Source organism: Erysipelatoclostridium sp. MSK.23.31, assembly GCF_019125875.1.
Lineage (GTDB): Bacteria > Bacillota_I > Bacilli_A > Erysipelotrichales > Coprobacillaceae > Thomasclavelia > Thomasclavelia ramosa.
On record NZ_JAHOCB010000016.1, the window covers coordinates 13,534 to 33,737 of the forward strand.

At 32.2% G+C, this 20,204-nt stretch carries 19 protein-coding genes and 2 other annotated features; of the genes, 1 reads left to right on the plus strand and 18 read right to left on the minus strand.

Annotated features, from left to right (window positions below):
• Window positions 1-32: 32 nt before the first annotated feature.
• From KSU54_RS08650 to KSU54_RS08700, 11 genes are all read right to left on the minus strand, one after another.
• On the minus strand, window positions 33-1,037 hold the full coding sequence (locus KSU54_RS08650) for a LacI family DNA-binding transcriptional regulator (RefSeq protein WP_003538189.1): 1,005 nt from the start codon (window positions 1,035-1,037) through the stop codon (window positions 33-35).
• The gene (locus KSU54_RS08655) at window positions 1,037-1,513 is read right to left on the minus strand and encodes a YtxH domain-containing protein (protein ID WP_008791774.1); all 477 of its coding nucleotides are present in this window, start codon (window positions 1,511-1,513) and stop codon (window positions 1,037-1,039) included. Before KSU54_RS08655 ends, KSU54_RS08650 begins: the two co-directional genes overlap by 1 nt.
• Window positions 1,514-1,528: 15 nt before the next feature.
• Window positions 1,529-1,819, minus strand: coding sequence for a DUF948 domain-containing protein (locus KSU54_RS08660; RefSeq protein WP_003538186.1), 291 nt, complete (start codon window positions 1,817-1,819; stop codon window positions 1,529-1,531).
• 48 nt (window positions 1,820-1,867) lie between these two features.
• A complete protein-coding gene (locus KSU54_RS08665; protein WP_003538185.1) occupies window positions 1,868-3,178 on the minus strand; it encodes a UDP-N-acetylmuramate--L-alanine ligase in 1,311 nt (436 codons plus the stop codon).
• A 120-nt stretch (window positions 3,179-3,298) separates the two neighbouring features.
• A complete protein-coding gene (locus KSU54_RS08670) occupies window positions 3,299-4,372 on the minus strand; it encodes a M24 family metallopeptidase (protein WP_003538184.1) in 1,074 nt (357 codons plus the stop codon).
• A complete protein-coding gene (aspS, locus tag KSU54_RS08675; protein ID WP_003538183.1) occupies window positions 4,359-6,116 on the minus strand; it encodes an aspartate--tRNA ligase in 1,758 nt (585 codons plus the stop codon). Before aspS ends, KSU54_RS08670 begins: the two co-directional genes overlap by 14 nt.
• Complete coding sequence (gene hisS / locus KSU54_RS08680; protein WP_117791801.1) at window positions 6,109-7,386, minus strand: histidine--tRNA ligase; 1,278 nt, start codon at window positions 7,384-7,386, stop codon at window positions 6,109-6,111. Before hisS ends, aspS begins: the two co-directional genes overlap by 8 nt.
• A 38-nt stretch (window positions 7,387-7,424) precedes the next feature.
• Window positions 7,425-7,626, minus strand: a binding site (T-box leader).
• A gap of 35 nt (window positions 7,627-7,661) precedes the next feature.
• Window positions 7,662-9,887 carry a RelA/SpoT family protein gene (locus tag KSU54_RS08685; RefSeq protein WP_003538181.1) on the minus strand — a complete coding sequence of 742 codons (2,226 nt, stop codon included), beginning with the start codon at window positions 9,885-9,887 and terminating at the stop codon, window positions 7,662-7,664.
• 44 nt (window positions 9,888-9,931) lie between these two features.
• Window positions 9,932-10,450, minus strand: coding sequence for an adenine phosphoribosyltransferase (locus KSU54_RS08690; protein WP_008791775.1), 519 nt, complete (start codon window positions 10,448-10,450; stop codon window positions 9,932-9,934).
• 63 nt (window positions 10,451-10,513) lie between these two features.
• On the minus strand, window positions 10,514-12,151 hold the full coding sequence (gene recJ, locus KSU54_RS08695) for a single-stranded-DNA-specific exonuclease RecJ (RefSeq protein WP_217746606.1): 1,638 nt from the start codon (window positions 12,149-12,151) through the stop codon (window positions 10,514-10,516).
• Between the two features lie 37 nt (window positions 12,152-12,188).
• Entirely contained in the window at window positions 12,189-12,479 is a 291-nt protein-coding gene (locus tag KSU54_RS08700; protein ID WP_003538178.1) for a post-transcriptional regulator, read from the minus strand.
• A gap of 67 nt (window positions 12,480-12,546) precedes the next feature.
• On the opposite strand from KSU54_RS08700, the gene KSU54_RS08705 reads away from it, so the two are divergent.
• Window positions 12,547-13,854, plus strand: a complete 1,308-nt coding sequence (locus KSU54_RS08705; RefSeq protein ID WP_003538177.1) for an oligosaccharide flippase family protein — start codon at window positions 12,547-12,549, stop codon at window positions 13,852-13,854.
• 9 nt (window positions 13,855-13,863) lie between these two features.
• Here KSU54_RS08705 and KSU54_RS08710 read toward each other — a convergent pair whose 3' ends face one another.
• From KSU54_RS08710 to KSU54_RS08740, 7 genes are all read right to left on the minus strand, one after another.
• On the minus strand, window positions 13,864-14,973 hold the full coding sequence (locus KSU54_RS08710; protein ID WP_003538176.1) for an aminotransferase class I/II-fold pyridoxal phosphate-dependent enzyme: 1,110 nt from the start codon (window positions 14,971-14,973) through the stop codon (window positions 13,864-13,866).
• Window positions 14,973-15,701, minus strand: coding sequence for an amino acid ABC transporter ATP-binding protein (locus KSU54_RS08715; RefSeq protein WP_003538175.1), 729 nt, complete (start codon window positions 15,699-15,701; stop codon window positions 14,973-14,975). The genes KSU54_RS08710 and KSU54_RS08715 overlap by 1 nt, the downstream gene beginning before the upstream one ends.
• Window positions 15,694-16,374: an amino acid ABC transporter permease gene (locus KSU54_RS08720; protein WP_003538173.1), complete on the minus strand. Its 681-nt coding sequence runs from the start codon at window positions 16,372-16,374 to the stop codon at window positions 15,694-15,696. Before KSU54_RS08720 ends, KSU54_RS08715 begins: the two co-directional genes overlap by 8 nt.
• 2 nt (window positions 16,375-16,376) lie before the next feature.
• Window positions 16,377-17,120 carry a transporter substrate-binding domain-containing protein gene (locus tag KSU54_RS08725; protein ID WP_008791777.1) on the minus strand — a complete coding sequence of 248 codons (744 nt, stop codon included), beginning with the start codon at window positions 17,118-17,120 and terminating at the stop codon, window positions 16,377-16,379.
• A gap of 60 nt (window positions 17,121-17,180) precedes the next feature.
• Window positions 17,181-17,391 (minus strand) — a binding site (T-box leader).
• A gap of 50 nt (window positions 17,392-17,441) precedes the next feature.
• Window positions 17,442-17,696: a hypothetical protein gene (locus KSU54_RS08730; protein ID WP_003538171.1), complete on the minus strand. Its 255-nt coding sequence runs from the start codon at window positions 17,694-17,696 to the stop codon at window positions 17,442-17,444.
• A 34-nt stretch (window positions 17,697-17,730) separates the two neighbouring features.
• The gene (locus KSU54_RS08735; protein ID WP_117791802.1) at window positions 17,731-18,495 is read right to left on the minus strand and encodes an HAD family hydrolase; all 765 of its coding nucleotides are present in this window, start codon (window positions 18,493-18,495) and stop codon (window positions 17,731-17,733) included.
• A 777-nt stretch (window positions 18,496-19,272) separates the two neighbouring features.
• Window positions 19,273-20,064, minus strand: coding sequence for a histidinol-phosphatase (locus KSU54_RS08740; RefSeq protein ID WP_009009086.1), 792 nt, complete (start codon window positions 20,062-20,064; stop codon window positions 19,273-19,275).
• Window positions 20,065-20,204 lie beyond the last annotated feature (140 nt).

Genomic DNA, 20,204 nt, shown 5'->3' on the forward strand with positions numbered 1-20,204 from the left:
GTGACAAAAAAAAGACCTTCATAATGAAAGTCTTAGTCATTTGTCGAATTGCGTTTAATAAACATATGTTGTACTGCAATTTCTTTTGAAGTAATTTCTTCATCTTGTAGGAACTTAGTTAATAAACGAACAGCTAAAGCACCCATATCATAAACAGGCACATTCATTGATGAAAGGGTCGGTTTACACATAATTGAATAACTTGTATTCAGCATTCCTACTACTTCCATTTCTTCAGGAATTTTAATTCCATTTTCTTGAGCTGCATTAATAATCGCAACACCGTCTTTATCATATCCACAGAATACTAAATCATGTTTGTGATTTTTAAAATATTCAACAAAATTCGGATATGTATTTTCATAATGGCTAGAGCTTGTAACAATTTGATCGGTAGTAAACTCTTTGTTATATTTTTTATATGTATCCTTGATTCCTTCAATAATTTCATCACTTTTAATTAAATTTTGTTTTGGTAAGATATAGACAATGTCATCTTTACCTTTAGCTAGATATTTATCAACAATCTCCTCAGCAGCTTTTTTAACATCAATATAAATAGAACCAATGTTTTCACCAGACATTTTTGTTCCGATAACAACGATAGGTAAATTATACTTCACAATCGATTCAACAGTTTCGTCAATATTATCATTATTAAATAAGATTACTCCATCAACACGTGACTTTACTAATCTTTCAGTAACATCAGCAACTGTATTTTCATCACCAATATCATCAGTCGTATACATATTGATATTATAATCTAAATGTCTACCAGTATCGCCAATTCCACCAATCATATCTTTGACATGAGCAAATAGTGATTGTGGGAAAACGATTGCAATTGTTGTTGTTTTGCTAGTAGCCAATCCTCTAGCAATATCATTTGGTTTGAAATCTAAACGATCAATAACATCCAAGACTTTTTGTTTTGTTTTTTCTCGAACAACATTTGAACCGTTGATTACTCGAGAAACAGTCGCAAGAGAAACACCAGCTTCTCTTGCGACATCATAAATAGTTACTTTTTTCATTAATCTTTTAGATCCTCAATGATGACATCTAATTCATCTTCAATATCATCCATTGCATCATCTAATTCTTGTAACACATTAAAATCTTTGTCTTGAACTTTTGTTTTGATTTCTTTAAATTTTGTTGTAACCTCATCACTAACTTTAGCAACCGATTCTTTAAAACTTGCGTATTCATCACTAGATTTTACCGAAGTTGCTAGTTGTTCTAATTTAGTTTTAATATCTCCTAATTTTTCTCCTGCTGTATCTTTAAATTCATCAACATCAAATTCATCAATTGCTAATTTGATTTCTTCGATAGTATTGTTGATCAAAGATTCAACATCATCTTTAGTCATGTTTTGAGCTTTATCATATAGATCTTGAGACTTTTCTTTTAATTCACCTCTTAGCTCACTACCTTTTTTAGGAGCACATAACATTCCAATTACTGCACCGATACCTACACCGGCAATAAATTTTCCTAATTTCATCATTATTTCACCTTTCTAAAATTTCTTTTTGAACAATCCAATAATAGCACTTATAGGATTAAACTTAGGTCGATTTGGATCAAAGAAACGCGCGATTGTTTCTACTGGCGCATTCAAAAGATCTAACTTGTAAGTTATATCATCCATAATTTTATCCGCTTTATTAATTGTGCTTTGAGCCATTTCGACTGTGTTCCCCACTTGTTTAACTGTGGTTGAACTACGAAGCAATAAAATTCCTAAGCTAACTAAGGCAAATGCTCCAGAAAGTATTAAAACACAGTAACAAACATCAATTGCAGTCATAGCATTACCTCAACTTTCTACAAATAATTATACCATAATTCTAGATACTTATATAGATTTTTTTATCGCGATAACTTTTTCTTCAAGTTTATAAATATCTTTGCTAGACATAAACAAGAACACAACATTATCGAACTTAGCTAATTCTTTAGCAGCTTCTTCATCTTCACCAATAACTTTTGCTCTTGGTAGATTATTAGCGATATCATAAATATCTATGTCAATTCCTTCTTCTTTCACTGCATTTTCGGGAAATGGACAGAAATATGGATAATCAGCTAAATCCATAGATTTGGCAAAATCAACGGCAAAACGAGCGCCACGTGAAAAACGATCAGGTTTAAAAATTGCTACAATTTTTTTACTCGGGTATCTAACACGGGTTGCTTCAATTACATACTTAATTGCAGTGGGATGATGGGCATAGTCATCTACGTAAACATTATTCCCTACTTCAGTTACACTGTATCGTCGTTTTGTTCCCTCGAAAGTTGCCATTCTATTTTGAATATAATCATTAGTCATATTTTCTAAATAACCAAGCGTAATGATCGCTAATGAATTATACAACATATGCATTCCAAAATAAGGTAAATTAAAATGACCAAATAATTCATTATGAATATATACATCAAACGATAAACCATTACTGTTTTCAAGCACATTTACCGCCCTAACGTCATTATAGTCATTTAAACCAAATCTCATAACTCTTTTTTTAAAATTTATTTTTTTAATGTTTGGATCATCCCCCCAAACAATTACTGTATCTTTTACTTGATTAGCAAATTTTTCAAAAGACTCAATATAACGCTCTAAATTTCCAAAATAATCGACATGATCTAATTCAATATTATTGATAATCGCATATTTAGGATAATAATGTAAAAAATGATCTTGGAACTCACATGATTCTGCAATAAAATATTTACTATCTTTTACTGCATGACCAGTTCCATCACCAATTAAAACTGTAGTTTTATCAAATTCTTCAAACAAATGATAAGCCATCCCTGTTGTCGTTGTTTTGCCATGAGTTCCAGCTATACTAATTGAGATGAAGTTTTCCATAAACTCTCCCAAAAATTCAAAATATCGATAACATTTAACATTCGGATTAGCTAAAGCAGCTTTAACTTCTGTGTGATCATCACCAAAAGCATTTCCAATAATAACTGTATAACCATCTTTAATGTTGTTAGCATCAAATGAATAGATTGGGATATTTCTCTTTCTTAATTCCTCTTCAATGAAGATGTATTTATCAATATCGCTTCCACACACTTCATTTCCTAGTTCATGAAGGATTTCAGCTAATGGCGCCATCCCTGAACCTTTAATTCCAATAAAATAATACATTCTTTATGTCACCTCACTTCACCATTTTAGCACAATTTAAGATAAATGTATTGACCGAACCCTAAAAAGTATGTTTTTTTATTCGACAAGAAAATGATTAAGAGCTGTAACCCTTAATCATTAAATTACAAATAAATCCTTTGGATAACTATTTAAAACTTTACAGCCATCTTTTGTAACCATGACTAAATCTTCAATCCGCACCCCAAATTTACCTGGCAAATAAATTCCCGGTTCAATTGAAAAAATCATACCTTCTTTAACTTCCAAATCAAAGTTAACAGAAACATCACCAAATTCATGAACATCTTTACCAATGAAATGACCCAACCTATGATTAAATTCTTTGCCATAGCCAGCATCGGTAATAATATCACGAGCAGCCTTATCAATATCACAAAGTCTAACCCCAGGTTTAATCATTGCTTCAGCTGTTTCGTTAGCCAAACGAACCAAACCATAGACTTCTTTAGCTTCTTCACTTACTTCTTGATAGAAGACAGTTCTTGTCATATCTGAGCAATATCCGTTATACTTACACCCCATATCAATAATGATACTGTCACCTGGTTTTAAATGGCTATCATCATTTTCATGATGAGGATTAGCACCATTAGCTCCATAAGCGATGATAGCATCAAAACTGTTGCCATCACCACCAAATTTGCTATAAATACCACTCAATTTACCGGCTACTTCAAGTTCTGATAATCCTAAAGATACTTGATGAATCACTTCATGAATTGCTTGATCATTGATCCGACTTGCTTCAATCATTAAAACCTGTTCATTTTCATCTTTAACCATTCTTACAAAATCTACACAAAATGAGCCATTAACAAATTTAACATCTGGTAGTTTTTCCATTAAACTTAATAAAAAGTTTGCACTCCAATGTTTATCAACTCCAATTGTACCAGAATTTTCAACATAATCTGCAATTGTTTTTGTCGCATCATCAGTATCGCTATGCCAAACAATTTCAATCCCTAGATCATTTTCTACAAAGAATAATTTATTGAAGAACAACTTATGGGCACCATTTGCTGCAAGCATCAATACATACATTCTTTCACCGGGGTTATTTACATAATCAATCAAATAATCAATTGAAGAAGGTTCACTGATCAACAAATAATCAAGACCAGCTTCCTTCATATTATTTACAACTGCATCAATTCTATTCTTGTTCATCTTCAATCACCGCGATTCCTAATTCTTCTAATTGAGCATTATCTACCTCACTTGGTGCTTTTGACATTGGACATACTGCACTTGCATTTTTTGGAAAAGCAATAACCTCACGAATATTTTCACTACCAGTAAGTAACATTGCTAGACGATCCAGACCTAAGGCAAATCCCCCATGTGGTGGAGTACCGTATTGAAAGGCCTCAACAAACCAGCCAAATTGACTATCAATTCTCTCTTGGGTAAAACCTAATGCTCTAAAGGCTCTTTCTTGTAATTCTTGTTCGTAGATACGTTGTGAACCTCCACCCAATTCAAAACCGTTTAATACAATGTCATAAGCATCAGCTAAACAATTTGCAGGATCGTTTTCAATTTTATCAATATCACTATCTTTAGGTCGAGTAAATGGATGATGAACCGCATAATAACGTTCAGTTTCATCATCATATTCAAACATTGGAAAATCTACGACCCATAAAAATGCAAATTCATCAGGGTTAAATAATTTTAATTCTTTTCCTAAATGATTACGTAAAGCTGCCAAAGCATCACAAACAACATTATATTTAGCATCGCTAACAAATAATAATAAGTCATTATCACTTGCATCCATTGCTTTTAATAATTTTGTCATTTGTTCTTCGTTAAAGAATTTAGCAATTGGTCCCTCAGCCTTTCCAGCTTTAACTTTTAACCATGCTAATCCTTTTGCTTTATATGTTTTAACTACATCCGTCAATTTATCAATTGCTTTACGAGAAAAATTGTCAGCTTCACCTTTGACATTAATTCCTTTTACATGCCCATCAGCTTCTAACGCGCTCTTAAAAACCATAAACTCAACATCTTTAACCACTTCATTTAAATTAACTAATTCTAATCCAAAACGAATATCTGGCTTATCAATTCCATATTTTTCCATAGCTTCATGCCAAGTCATTCGTGGCAATGGCAGTTGCAGTTCAATTCCTTTAACATCTTTCATTACTTGTGCTAACAGCTGTTCACCAATACTAATAATTTCATCAGTAGTCATGAAACTCATTTCAACATCAACTTGAGTAAATTCCGGTTGCCGATCTAATCGTAAATCCTCATCTCTAAAACAGCGTGCGATTTGATAATAACGTTCAAATCCTGAAACCATCAATAATTGCTTAAATAATTGTGGTGACTGTGGTAAAGCATAAAATGAACCATTATGAACCCGTGAAGGGACTAAGAAATCTCTTGCTCCCTCAGGAGTAGAACGATTTAAATAGGGCGTTTCAATATCAATAAATTCATGATTATCTAAGAAATTTCGAATACTGCTAGTAATTTTATGACGCATAATTATTTTATTCTGCATTACCGGTCTTCTTAAATCAAGATAACGATATTGCATTCTTGCATCCTCACTTGCATCAGTATCATCAGTTGTGTAAATAGGTGTTACTTTAGCCGTATTGATAATATCAATTTGAGCAGCTTCAATTTCAATATCCCCAGTTGGCATATTAGGATTTTTAGAACTTCTTTCAATTACTTTACCAACTACATGCAGGACATATTCATTTTTAATATCCTTACCTAGAGCTTCCATTTCTTCATTTAATACGATTTGCGTGATTCCATAACGGTCTCTTAAATCAATGAAAACCAAAGAACCTAAATTTCTTTTTTTAGCAACCCAGCCTTTTAATTCAACAATTTTATTAACATCACTAATTCTTAATTCACCATTGTTATGAGTTCTATTCATGTACATGTCCCTCCATATGATTTTCAATATATGCAACAATATTTTCAATTGGTACAATATCTTGTGTCTTTGAATGTGTACATTTAATATTGACTACTTCGTCAGCAATTTCTTGATCACCAATGATCATTGCAAAATGACTATTCAAACGATCAACCGTTTTAAACTGTGCTTTTAAAGAACGACCTTGATAGTCCATATCAACACTAAAGCCATTTGCACGTAGCATTGCCGTGATCTGTACCGCTAAATCTCTTGCTTCATCTCCCATTGGCATAACATACACATCCAACCCCTCAGGTTCTTCTAATTCTTCATCCATAGCAATCAATAATCGTTCCATTCCAAAAGCAAATCCAACTCCAGGTGCTTCTGGTCCCCCTAATTCCTGTACTAAGCCATTATAACGACCACCGCCACCAACAGTGGCTCCTGCACCTAAGCGTGGATCATCAGATATTACTTCAAAAACTGTATGACAGTAATAATCTAAACCACGCACTAAATTTGTATCAACAACATATTCAATTTCTAGATCATCTAATAACTCACATACTTTGGTAAAATGTGCCTTAGCCGCTTCACTTAAATAATCAACTGTTTTTGGCGCATTTGCCATCGCTGGATGATCATGATCTACTTTACAATCTAAAATTCTTAACGGATTTGCTTCATAACGATTTTTACAATCTTGACATAAATCATCTAAATATGGTGCAAAGTGTGCTTTCAAAGCTTCACGATAAGCATCACGACTATCACCATCACCAAGAGTATTTATATGTAATTTGACACCTTGTAACCCTAAAGCCTCGACTAATGTTACTGCCATTGTCATACATTCAACATCTAAATATGGTGATTCATAACCAATCATTTCTACCCCGAATTGGTGAAACTGACGTTGCCGCCCATTTTGAGGACGTTCATATCTAAACATTGGTCCAATATAATATAATTTACTAATTTTATCAGGATTAGAAAACATTTTATTTTCTACATAAGCTCTCGCAACTCCAGCTGTTCCTTCAGGTCGTAATGTAATTGAACGCCCCTTTTTATCAGCGAAAGTATACATTTCTTTACTTACTACATCAGTTGTATCGCCAACTGCACGAGTGAATAACTCGGTGTGTTCAAAAATAGGAGTTCTCACTTCTTTAACATTATAATTAGCACATATTGTTCTAATTAGTTGTTCTAATGTTTGCCATTTAGCACTCTTTTCTGGCAAAATATCCACTGTTCCTCGTGGTGCTTTATACATCATCTTTCATTTCCTCCTTGATAATATAAAAACGCCCTTAAAATAAGGACGTTAGTTAACGCGGTACCACCTTAATTCGTGTTAAATAACACGCTCTTATGTCTTAACGCGACAGACGTTTACTCCTACTAGATTTCAAAGTAACTCCTCCCAAGTGTCCCGTAATGATCCTTTAAATACTTTCACCAGACGTATTCTCTCTATAAAAGGATTTAACTACTTAATCTTGTTCATTGGATTAAATTGATTATATATAATATTTCATAAAATTGCAATAACTAATGAATAACCCGTTTAATTTCATAGATTCCCTGAATCCGATCAATATTATCGATTGCTTGTTGTAAACGACTAGCATCTTCAACTGAAATCTTTAATTTAATGATTGCTTTCATATCTACAACATCAGCATGGATATTCAAAATATTAATTTTCATCTGCCCTAATGATGTTACCACATCATTCAATAAATTAGGTCGATCCAAACCAACTATTTCTAAATCTGCTTGAAATTTCATCGTTGAAATGGATGCAAAATCCCAATAAACATCTATCAATCTTGCTTTGATTTCAGGCTGTTGAATATTCGGGCAGTCTCGACGATGTACTTTAATTCCCTGACCTTGTGAGACAAAGCCCATAATATCATCTCCAGGAATTGGATTACAGCACTTTGAAAGTTGAATTCTTAGTCCATCTAATCCCTTAACAACAACACCCGAATTATTACGCGAAGACTGCTGTTTTTCATTTACCTGATTATTTCGCTGAAGCATTTTCGAAATACTGTCAAAGAACCCCGACTTTTTAGGTACAACTCGATCCAGCAGATTCATTGCCGGTAAACTTTTTTTACCAATAAAATATAAGATATCATCAAATGAGCGGGCACCAAAAGAACCTAAGTATGTTTTATACGTATCTGGATCCATATATTTCTTTTCATCTAATTGGCGTTTTTTCAATTCATCACGAAGCATTTTACGCCCATCTTCAATTGTCTCTTTTTTAGTTTCTGCCTCACGATTAGCAATAAATTGTCTAATTTTATTACGCGCACCTGCAGTTCGAACAAATTTTAGCCAATCTTCACTAGGTCCTAATGACTGCTTATTAGTTTTAATTTCGACTACATCACCAGTATTTAATTTAGTATCAATAGGCACCATAACATTATTAACGATAGCTCCAACTGCTTTATGTCCAACTTCCGTATGAATTCGGTAAGCAAAATCAATTGGTGTAGAACCATTCGGTAACTCTACGATCTTTCCTTGCGGTGTTAAAACATAAACATTGGCCTCAAAGATATCACGCTTTAATGAATCATAATACTCTTTAGCATCACCGTCTTTAATATCGTCACTTAGAGAAATAAATTCTCTAAGCCACTGCAATTTTTCACCAATTTCTTGTTGTTCTTTCTTCGATGAATAGCCTTTATTTTCCTTATAGCGCCAATGAGCTGCAACTCCTAATTCAGCTAGCTCATCCATTTCTTCAGTTCTAATCTGAATCTCAAAGGTATTTCCATCCTCACCAATTACTGAAGTATGCAAAGATTGATACATATTTGGTTTTGGCATAGCAATATAATCTTTAAACCGTCCTGGAATCGGGCGATATTGATCATGAATCAAGCCTAAAATTCCATAACAATCCATCTTATCTTGAGTGATGATCCTTAATGCATATAAATCATAAAGTTCATCAAAACGTTTCTTTTTTACAAACATTTTTTTATAAATACTATAGATTGATTTAGCCCGTCCCAAGATACGATACTGATAGCTATTATCATCCAATATTTGTTTAACCGATGCCATCATTTTTGCAACTGATTCTTTCCGTTCTTCTTGTTTAGTCGCTAATAATTTTGATATCTCGCTATATGCAACAGGATCAAGATAAGATAGGCTTAAATCCTCTAACTCTGTTTTGATATCATTGATTCCTAAACGATGAGCAATTGGTGTATAAACTTCTAACGTTTCTCGAGAAATTCTTTTTTGTTTATGAGGTGGCATAAATTGTAATGTTCGCATATTATGAAGTCGATCTGCAAATTTAATCAAAATAACGCGAATATCCTTTGCCATAGCAATATAAATTTTACGATGATTTTCAGCATAAACATCAGATTCATCTTTAAATGGCATTTTACCAATCTTGGTAACCCCTTCAACTAACGTAGTGATTTCCTCACCAAAACGTTCTACCATTTCTTCCCGAGATACTCCACAATCTTCCATGACATCATGCAAAAGTCCTGCCGCAATAGTAGCGGGTCCCGTTTGTAACGTTGCCAAAATATATGCTACCCAAATCAGGTGAATCGTATACGGTTCACCGCTTTTGCGTTTTTGCCCCTCATGCTTCTCCATAATAAAATCGTATGCCTGATTAATTAAATCAATACTTTCTTGATTTGTAATATATTTACCACACACTTCAAGAACATCATTAATTGTAACTGTATCGCCAGCACCTTTATATTCAGCCATAATGTCACCCCCTCTTATTATTAAAAAAGAGATTTAATCTCTTTTTAGTATTTCAATATTGAATAGATATTATACCCTTGAAGTTTATCACGTCCTTTTAATCCTTCAAGTTCGATTAGAAAAGCAATTCCTACTACCTTTCCACCTAATTTTTCAACTAATTTTACAGTTGCTTCAACTGTTCCACCAGTTGCTAATAAGTCGTCTACAATAATAACATTTTGCCCTGGTTTAATACTGTCAGCATGCATGTGCACTTCATTAGTTCCATATTCTAAAGCATAAGTTTCACTTACTGTTTCACGAGGTAATTTACCCGGTTTTCTAACCGGAACAAACCCTGCATTTAAATTATATGCAACGGGACATCCAAATAAAAAACCTCGAGCTTCTGGTCCAGCAACAATATCAACATTAGTATCCAGACTTTTAGTCCACTCAACAAATCGGTCAATCGTTTCTTTAAAAGCTTCCTTATCAGCCATCAACGGTGTTACATCTCTGAAAATAATACCATCTTCAGGAAAGTTTTCAATACTTGCAACATACTTAGTTAAATCCATTCTATTTCCTCCACATAATATCCTATGATATTTAATTATAACATTTTTATACTTTAATTTAAACTATTTAATATCTTCAATAATTAAGTTGACAGATTCAATATTATTAAAAACATTAATATTAAACTTACCAACTGCATTGATCATTTTAGTATCTTTTAATTGTTCAAAAAGATCTCCATGATTAAAAAATAACGCTTGTGCTTTGACTTGCGGTAATGACAAATCAAAACGAATATGTTTACCATTCGATAACGACGTAACTTTACTTACTGGTAAATCTTTTATGAAAAAACGCATTTCTTCATTGCCATTGCCTAGTGGCTCTAATAACTCTAATTGTTTTACACTAACTTTACTAATCTCATTTCCTGTAACTTCAATTACATCCACTAAAGGAGGAGTATAATCTTTTAATTGTATATTTAAATACAATTCTAATTTTTCTTTTAGCTCCTCAACTTTATCACTACCTACACTAAATCCACCTGCTAAAGCATGACCACCATAACTTTCTAACAAATCTTGAACATTTTCAAAAATTTTATTCAACGGTATCCCTTCAATTCCACGAGCACTGCCTTTATAAAGATTTTTTTCACTATCAAATGTCATCACAAAGCTAGGTCGGTTATATTGTCGAGTATATTTTCCTGCCACTAAACCAATGATTCCTTCGTGTATTTCATTTTGATAAGCATATAAAAATTGCTCATTCGGGTCAATCATTGTTAAAACGCTTTGATATTGTTTATTTGTTAATTCTTGTCTTTTAGCATTTACTTCAATTGCTTTTTCACTAACTGCTTTTAATATTCCAATTGAAGCATCACTTCTAAAATATTTAACGAGATGATTAGGATTAATAATTTCACTTAAGCGACCAAATGAATTAATCTTCGGGGCGATGATAAACCCAATACTAGTAACACTATAGGTCTGATTACTCCCCAATAACAATTCTAATTGAGGATATTTATTTTCTTTCATAAATTCCAATGCTCTTTTTACCAATGCTCGATTTTCATCAAGTAATGGCATCATATCAGAAATTGTTGTAATAGCTGCCAATGAAAATAAGTATTTATCATGCTTTTTTAATAATGCACTTGCTAATTTATAAGCTACAAAACCACCCGAGATTTCTTTATAAGGATAATCGGGTGAGATTTTTGTATGAATAATAGAAAAAGCATCTGGTAATTCATCATCATAATTATGGTGGTCAGTAACAATAACATCCACTCCCAATTCATTAGCTTTTTCGATTGCCTCATATGCCTTAATTCCATTATCAACCGTAATAATTAATGTATACCCTTTATTTGCCATTTGTTCAACACGATTTGCATTTAATCCATATCCATCTTCTAAACGACTCGGAATATGGTATCCCACTTCCACTCCTAATTGTCTAAAAGCTTCAACTAAAATTGATGTTGCTAAAATCCCATCACAATCATAATCACCGTAAATACAGATTTTTTCTTTATTACCAATTGCCTCATGAATTCTTTCTAATGTCATTTCTGCTTCAGAAAATAAAGAAAAATCATGATATACTAAACGACTTGATAACATTGTTTCAATTTCTTGAGATGAATATTGTTTATACGCAAAAACCTTAGCTAAAAGTGCATTAATCTTGTATTCTTGCATATAGTGGTTGTAGTCTAAATCATTAATAATCCGCCAATCCATATAATCTCCTTTCAAAGAAAAATAGTTGCCTTAGCAACTATTTTGAAATAAAGTCCGAAAAATCATTTATACTCAAACGAGATGCTTCTTTAACTACTTGTAAACTCAGATAATCAAAAATTTCAGAAAAATCTAAATTCATGATATCATCAATTATTTCACACATGGGAACGGCATCTCTTTGTTTCCATTTGCGCTCAAATAAGTAGTCTTTAATTTGTTGTTCAGAAATATTATGAATATTCTGCTGTTTAAAATCACGGGCTTTTAGTTTTATTAAAAAATTTAGGTCACGTTTATTAAATTTAAAATCATTAATCGATTCCATTTTCAGCCCTCCATTCAAAAGTCACTTACATATTATATGACAAATTTCACCAGAAAGGAAGTGCTTTATGAAAAGAAAACTAATAAATTCTTTTATCATTCTTTCCGCTAGTTCAGCAATCACAAAATTGTTTAGTATTCTTAATCGCATGATTTTAGCGCGACAATTAGGACAAGAAGCGATGGCACTATATATCTTAGTAATGCCAACGGTTTCATTATGCATTACCTTAGGTCAATTAGGAATTCCTTCAGCAGTCTTTCGACTTGTAGCAAACCCTAAATATAATAATAAAAAAATTGTCATCTCCGGTTTAACGATTTGTCTTTTTACTTGTATAATTGTCATGAGTGCCTTACTTTTTTCATCGAAATTTATTAGTCATAACCTTTTAAAAAATGAGGGTGCTTTCTATCCTTTGTTGTCACTGGCATTGTTTATTCCGCTCGTAGGGATTAGTGGAATAATTAAAAATTATTTTTTAGCGAAACAAAATGTCTTTTTAGTTGCTAAAGCTGGCTTTGTCGAAGAAGTTGCTCGATTAAGTTTTAGTTATTTAATGATTAGACAATTTTCTTTCTTAACAGATACCTATCTAGTTAGTTTTGCAACACTGGCAATGTCTGTTGGTGAATTAGCATCCATCCTCTATTTGACGACCCGTCTCAAGGATCATCATATTACAACCTTTAATAAGCAGAGTATTGTCAATAATTTGCAAATTAAAGATATGTTAAATATCGCTATGCCATTAACCGGTTCACGTTTATATCAATGTTTAGTTAGCTTTCTAGAGCCAATCATCCTCGTCTATGTTTTAACCAAATTCGGTTTAAAAGAAAGTATGATCCATCAACAATATGCAATTATAAGCGGTTATGTCATATCATTATTAGTTACACCCACTTTTTTTAATGGCGTAATTTATCGCCTGATTCTCCCGATCATCACTAATGATGTAGTTTATCATAAAATCAGCGCTGCTAGATATCATATTCTAATTGCTATGATTGGTAGTTTTTTAATTAGTCTACCGTTTACATTGATTTTTTATTTATATCCAGAAGTTTGTTTAAAAATCCTTTATGATACAACAAGCGGAGCTACTTATTTAAAATATATGTGCATTCCATTCACTATCTTTTATTTAGAAACCCCTCTTAGTGCATTGCTTCAAGCTTTGAATAAAAATCGTTTAATGTTTGCAATCAGCATCATTCAATGTACTTTAGAAATAGTTTTAATATATTTTCTTAGTCAGTCACTAGGGGTTTTCAGTATAGCTGTCAGTATGTTAATCGGCATTGTCGTTGCACTATTTATTAATATGGTCGCTTGTTATAAATATCTATTTATCGATAATAAAAAAGCTTAAAGAATAAAATTAAGCATTTTCTTTAAGCCATTTTGAAAATAATTGTAATCCTGTTTTTATTTCGTCACTGTTATTAGCAAAGCCAAAACGTAAATGATATTCTTGATCAAAACATGCCCCTGGAACAAAAAACACTCCTGTATCCTGTTGTAATTTAGCACAAAGTTCCCTAGACTTTATCGAAAGATGATATTTTAAAAAGGCTATTGTTCCAGCTTCAGGAACAACGCAATCAACCAATGGCTCTTGAGCTAACCAATCAATGAGAATCTGTCGATTAGTATTAATAATTTTTCTACTTCGTTCAAGTATCTTGTGATAATTTTCAATAACTAAAGTTCCAAGATAATCGTTAAGATAACCTGTTGAAATAATATGATAATCACGACGATCATTTATCAGTTTAATTACTTCATAATTAGCTTTTACCCAGCCTAACCGTAAACCAGCAAATGATGTAACTTTAGATAAAGAGGCTGTAGATATCCCTTTATCATATAAATCACTGATTGCGACTTCACCATCACCTAATCCTTGATACACCTCATCACAAAGAATATATAAGTGGTATTCTTTTGCTAAATCAGTCAAATTTTCTAGAAACTCTCTAGAAAATTTTGTACTTGTTGGATTATTAGGATTAACGAGACAAATCATTTTTGTATTATCCTTAATTGCATTTTCGAAATCACTTAACCGAGGTAACCAATCATTTTCCTCCAACAACGGAATAAGCGTAGTTTCAACACCTAATGATTCTGGAAAAGAATAAAATTGTTGGTATGTCGGTGTAATCGTAATTAAATGATCACCAGCTTCGAGCAAAGAAATTAAAACCATCTCATTAGCATTGATACAGCCATGACTAATCGTAATGTTATCGGCATCACCATTTTGGTATAATCTTGCAATCCCTTCCCGCAATCTTTGACTACCAACAATAGGTCCATAGTCCAATTTAGTATTTAATAAATTATCAATGACTCCTTTTTTATTTTCAACCAATTCTAATAAATCATTAATACTCATTGAAGCTACACAAGTTTCCGCCAAATTATATCGATAGTTGGTTTCATATTCAGTCATCCAAGCTTCAACATCAAATAAATCAATTTTCATTAATGCATCACCTTACTTAAGAAATCTTTTGCACGCTCTGATTTTGGATGTGTAAAGAAATCCTCCGACTTTGCTTCTTCAATAATTTTTCCATTTTCTAAGAAAATCACACGATCTCCAACTGTTCTTGCAAACCCCATTTCATGAGTTACTACCACCATTGTCATTCCTTCTTTTGCTAATTCCTGCATTACTTCCAATACTTCGATAACCATTTCAGGATCTAACGCACTAGTCGGCTCATCAAACAACATCACTTCCGGTCCTAAACATAGTGCTCTAGCAATAGCAACACGCTGTTTTTGCCCACCCGATAATTTATTTGGATAAACATCTTTTTTATCACTCAATCCAACTCGTTTTAACAGCTCTAATGCTTTTTGATTCGCTGCCTCTTGTTCCATTCCCAAAACCTGAATTGGAGCTAATGTTAGATTTTCTAAAACTGTTTTATGTGGAAAAAGATTAAAATGCTGAAAAACAAATCCCATTTTGCTACGAAGTTCTTTAAATGCTTGAGGGTTTTTAGCATTCAATGGCTGCTCATTTATGAAAACAGTTCCTTCTTCAGGAATTTCTAATCCATTAATACAACGTAACACTGTACTTTTCCCACTTCCACTAGGTCCAATCAAACAAACGATTTCTCCTTTTCTTATTTCTAAAGAGACATCATTCACTGCTTTTAAATCGTTAAATTTTTTAGTAATATGCTCAACTTTAATCACTTACAGATAACCGCCTTTCTATCTTTCTCGCAAAATAAGATGTTGTTAAGGTCATAATTAAATATAATACAGCAGAGGCCAATAATGGCGGAATCAAATTAAATGTATTCGCCCCCAAAATTTGTGCTGAATATAATAATTCAGTTGCTCCTAGAACCGAAATTAGTGATGAATCTTTAATTAAAGTAATGAACTCACTGACGATTGGAGGAATGATTCTTTTAAACGCCTGAGGCAAAATGATTAATTTCATTGTTTGTGTATAATTTAGTCCTAATACTTCACAAGCTTCCCATTGACCTTTATCAACTCCCATAATTCCACTACGGATCAATTCTGTCGAATATGCACCACTATTAATACTCATCGCAATAGCACCACAAACATATGGATCAGGAATAAATCTTTCCCCAGTAATCGAACGCATTAATAACGGAAAAGCAATATAGAGAAAAAGTATTTGTAACAACATGGGCGTTCCACGGATCAATTCAACGTAAACATTTCCAATAAGTCTTAGTATTTTATGTTTTGAAATTTTTGCAGCAGCACCTAAAACCCCAAGAATAAGGCCAAAAAACAAAGCACAAGCGGCTAGTAATAAAGATTTACCAGCCCCTTGTAGTAAAAAAATCAAATTGTCTGCTGTGCAAAAAGCAACTAATGCATCCACGTTTATGCTCCCCACTTAGTTTTTAATTCTTGATATTTATCTGATTTAATGAATTCAGCAAGTGCTTTGTTGATGTCTTTAATTAAATCTTCACTTCCTTTATTAGCGATGATTAAATTTTCTTCTTCTAATAAAGTTTCATCTAACATCTTATATCCGCCTTGTTCTACATAGTTTTTAGCAACTGCTTCATCTAAGATGATTGCATCAATCCCACCAGAATTTAAAGTTTCAATTAAAACTTTAACATCTTTTACTGCTTTAACTTTAGCATCTTTAATATCATTAGCTACACTTTCACCAGTAGCAGCCAATTGAGCTCCAATATTTTTACCCTCTAAATCAGTTTTAGTAGTAATTGTACTATCATTAGCAACTAAAGCAACTTGTCTAGAATCATTGTATTTGTCTGACCATAATACATCCCAGTCTTTATGCATTGTAAATCCAGAAATTCCTAAATCAATTTGATCAGAAATCAGACTTGTAGAAATTGTATCAAATGACATTTGTTTAAATTTATATTCATAATTACCACCGTTATCATTCATAATTTTAAACAACTCTTTAGTCATATCAATATCAAATCCAACCATATCTTTGCCCTCTAAAGACTCATATGGTGGATAATCTGGAGAAATCCCAATCAAAATTTCTTTCGTACCATCACTACCGCTGTTTCCGCCGCAGGCAGCAAGTGTAAATGCCATCGTACATACTAATAATACTTTTAATAATTTCTTCATTTTTCTTACCTTTCCTTTCCTATCCTTGCGTAAAATAAAAGTCTCTTAGCTAATTAAAAGCTAAGAGACGAAATTTCCGCGGTACCACTCTTGTTGATATAAAAAGTCTTATATCCCCTCTTGTCTGTAAAGTAGACATACTGACTGCCCTACTATTAGTTCAAACAGTCCTCTTCAAAGTGCGGTTCATTTAATCTTGTTTACTGACCTTTCACCAACGCCAGTTCGCTAAGAAACTTAATTAAATTACTCTCTTTATCAACGAGTTTTTATATATACCTGTATTATATGAAAAAATAATCTTATGTCAACTGTTTTCGGTTATTTTTGACCAAGAAATTTATGATTAAAGTTATCAATATGTTCGCATATCTTCTTTAGCGGTTCATTATAAGATTCTAATTCCATTAATGTAGTATCTAACATTTCATTAGTTTCGTTGAGCATATCAATATTTTCTTGGTACTGTTTAGTTCGACTCCGCTTTTTTTCATCACTACGTAGCAATATCATACAGCCAATAATTAAAAAAGCCAAAATACCTGCTATCATTAAAATCCATTTTATTAGTTCCATTTTTCATCACCTACTAGTAGTATACCACATTTAGCTAATCTATCCATCCAAAATGTTTACAAGCATATTCAATCCCATCTTCTTGATTAGATTTAGTTATATATGTAGCTACTTCTTTTACCTCATCAATTGCATTTCCCATTGCAATTGAAATAGGTGCTTGTCGCATCATTGAAATATCATTATGTCCATCACCAAAAACAACTATATCTTCAGGTTTTCCTCCTTGTATTTCAATCATTTTCAAAATTCCATGATATTTTTCCAACGGCTCAACAATTAATTGATCACCATGATATCGCATATAACCAAGTTTATGGATTGCAGTCAACTCAGCTTCCTGCTTGTGTGTAGCCATAATAAAAATCTTATAAATATTATCAACCCGATGAAAATCAATCTGTGGGTCTACAATAATTTTTGTATGCATTTTAAAATTACTTAGCCACTCATTACATGTATATAGTTCAGGAACATCCCCTAAAGATACACCGAAAGGAAATTTCTTTTCTATGCACTCATCAATTATTTCTAAACAAATATTTTTATCTAATGGTTCAATTCCTAGTAATTCTCCATTTATGACTAAACCATTTCCCCCATCACAAACTAGATTATCAATTTTTGATTCATGACTAAAATCCATTGCCATCCAGTGCGCTCTTCCTGTCGCAATTGCAACAAAATGACCATTTTTTCTTAACTTATCTAATGTTTCAAAAGTTGAGGGTAAAATAATTCCCCCAGGATTACTATTAGTTAATGTTCCGTCAATGTCAAAAAAGAAATATTTTCTCATATATAATTCCACTCCCTTTAGTACGCAACTAATAATCTCAATTGCCTAGCTTTGCTAAACTAGCAATTAACAGGCATGCATACCTTCCTTTCCAAATTAAAATATAGTTATTTTTTAATTCAAATTATTTATTAGTATTTAAAAATAACCCATTATTTATTGTACATTGTTTTTAGCCGGCTTTACTAGTATTTAATTAATTATAGAGTAGCTTTAAACTGATTTTTTATTCGTGTATAAAATTTCTTATCGTCTTCATGATGAATATATGCACCATTTTTTTATTGGATTTTTAATGAAGCTAGATTATTTTTATGGACTGACAGATATATTTTATCCTCTTTAATAATATTTTTAGCTATTTGAAGAGTTACCTTTAATCCTTCACAGTATGCCCGTTTCCTCTATATTCTTTTTTATTACATATCCAATATGTCCGGCACCATGAGCCAACTTTTCAGTCAAGTAATGTCCAATCCTAAATCAGTCAATAATTTGATCCTCTTCCATAAAAACACTTCTGTTTCCGGAACCCATCCCTCAAGAAGTCCAATCCCGTTGGAAGAATTAATATAACCTGGCAAAATTTTATTTTCAAAATCATTTTTGTCTTCTAGAACATTAGAAACATACTCATATTCTTGCTCTAATATCTGCCATATTTATCTTCTTTGAGTACAACATTTCTAATCTCCTTTTTCTTAAATTACTAATCTTATTTGAATCAAAAAATATAGTTAATAATAATTTTTAGCAATAATATTTTATCTATAAAGCTCATTTTAATTCGATATGGTCAATAAAATTAAGTGGTAGATCACTTAAAATATCTAGAGCCCAACATTCCCGCTCACGTTCTAATAACGTAAGTGGTGAATGAGCATCATATCCAAAAGTTACTTTACAACCATACATAGCAATTATCTCCCAAAATTCACGAAACGGATATGGATAACATGCCTTTAATTCATTGTTTATATAATATTGTTTTTTTCCATATCCAAAACCATTTAGATTAATTTCTAACGGTGTATCATAACGGATGCTAGCTTTTGCTATTCGATGCGCCGCATCAACACAAGCATTTGAAAAACTCCTTCTCCCCATCATAAAATAGTCAGGATGAGCTACATATGTAATAAAATTTTTAGATAATGCCTCCTCTATTTGCTGTGCATAAACATATACATCCTCATCAGAACAATAACTGTCATAGTCATAAATTAAATATTTAAAATGTTGTCCCAAAATCATATAATCACATTCTTTTTTCAAATTCATCAAATCATTAAAATGATCTTTTAAATACTCAACCTCATAGCCAACTTTAATATCAATCTTATCTTGATAATCTTGTTTTAATTTTCTTATCGTTGCAATATATTCATCTTTTTGCTCATAAAACATTCGTGCCCCAGAAATCCGTATTTCAGGATAAGGCAGATGTTCGCTAAATCCTAACATTGTAAATCCAGCCTCAATTGCACTTTGAATGTATTGAATATCTAGTCCAGTTGCATGCCCACATCTTGTTGTATGCGTATGAATATTCCATTTTTGCTGCTTCATTAAAAATTCCCCTTTCTAACTAATAAATGTGAAATTTATTTAGTATTTTAAATAAATATTGTTTAAACCAATGTACTATAAAATAATATTAGGAATATTATAACATATTTCTTATTAAATAAATCATCCTGTTTCTCAAA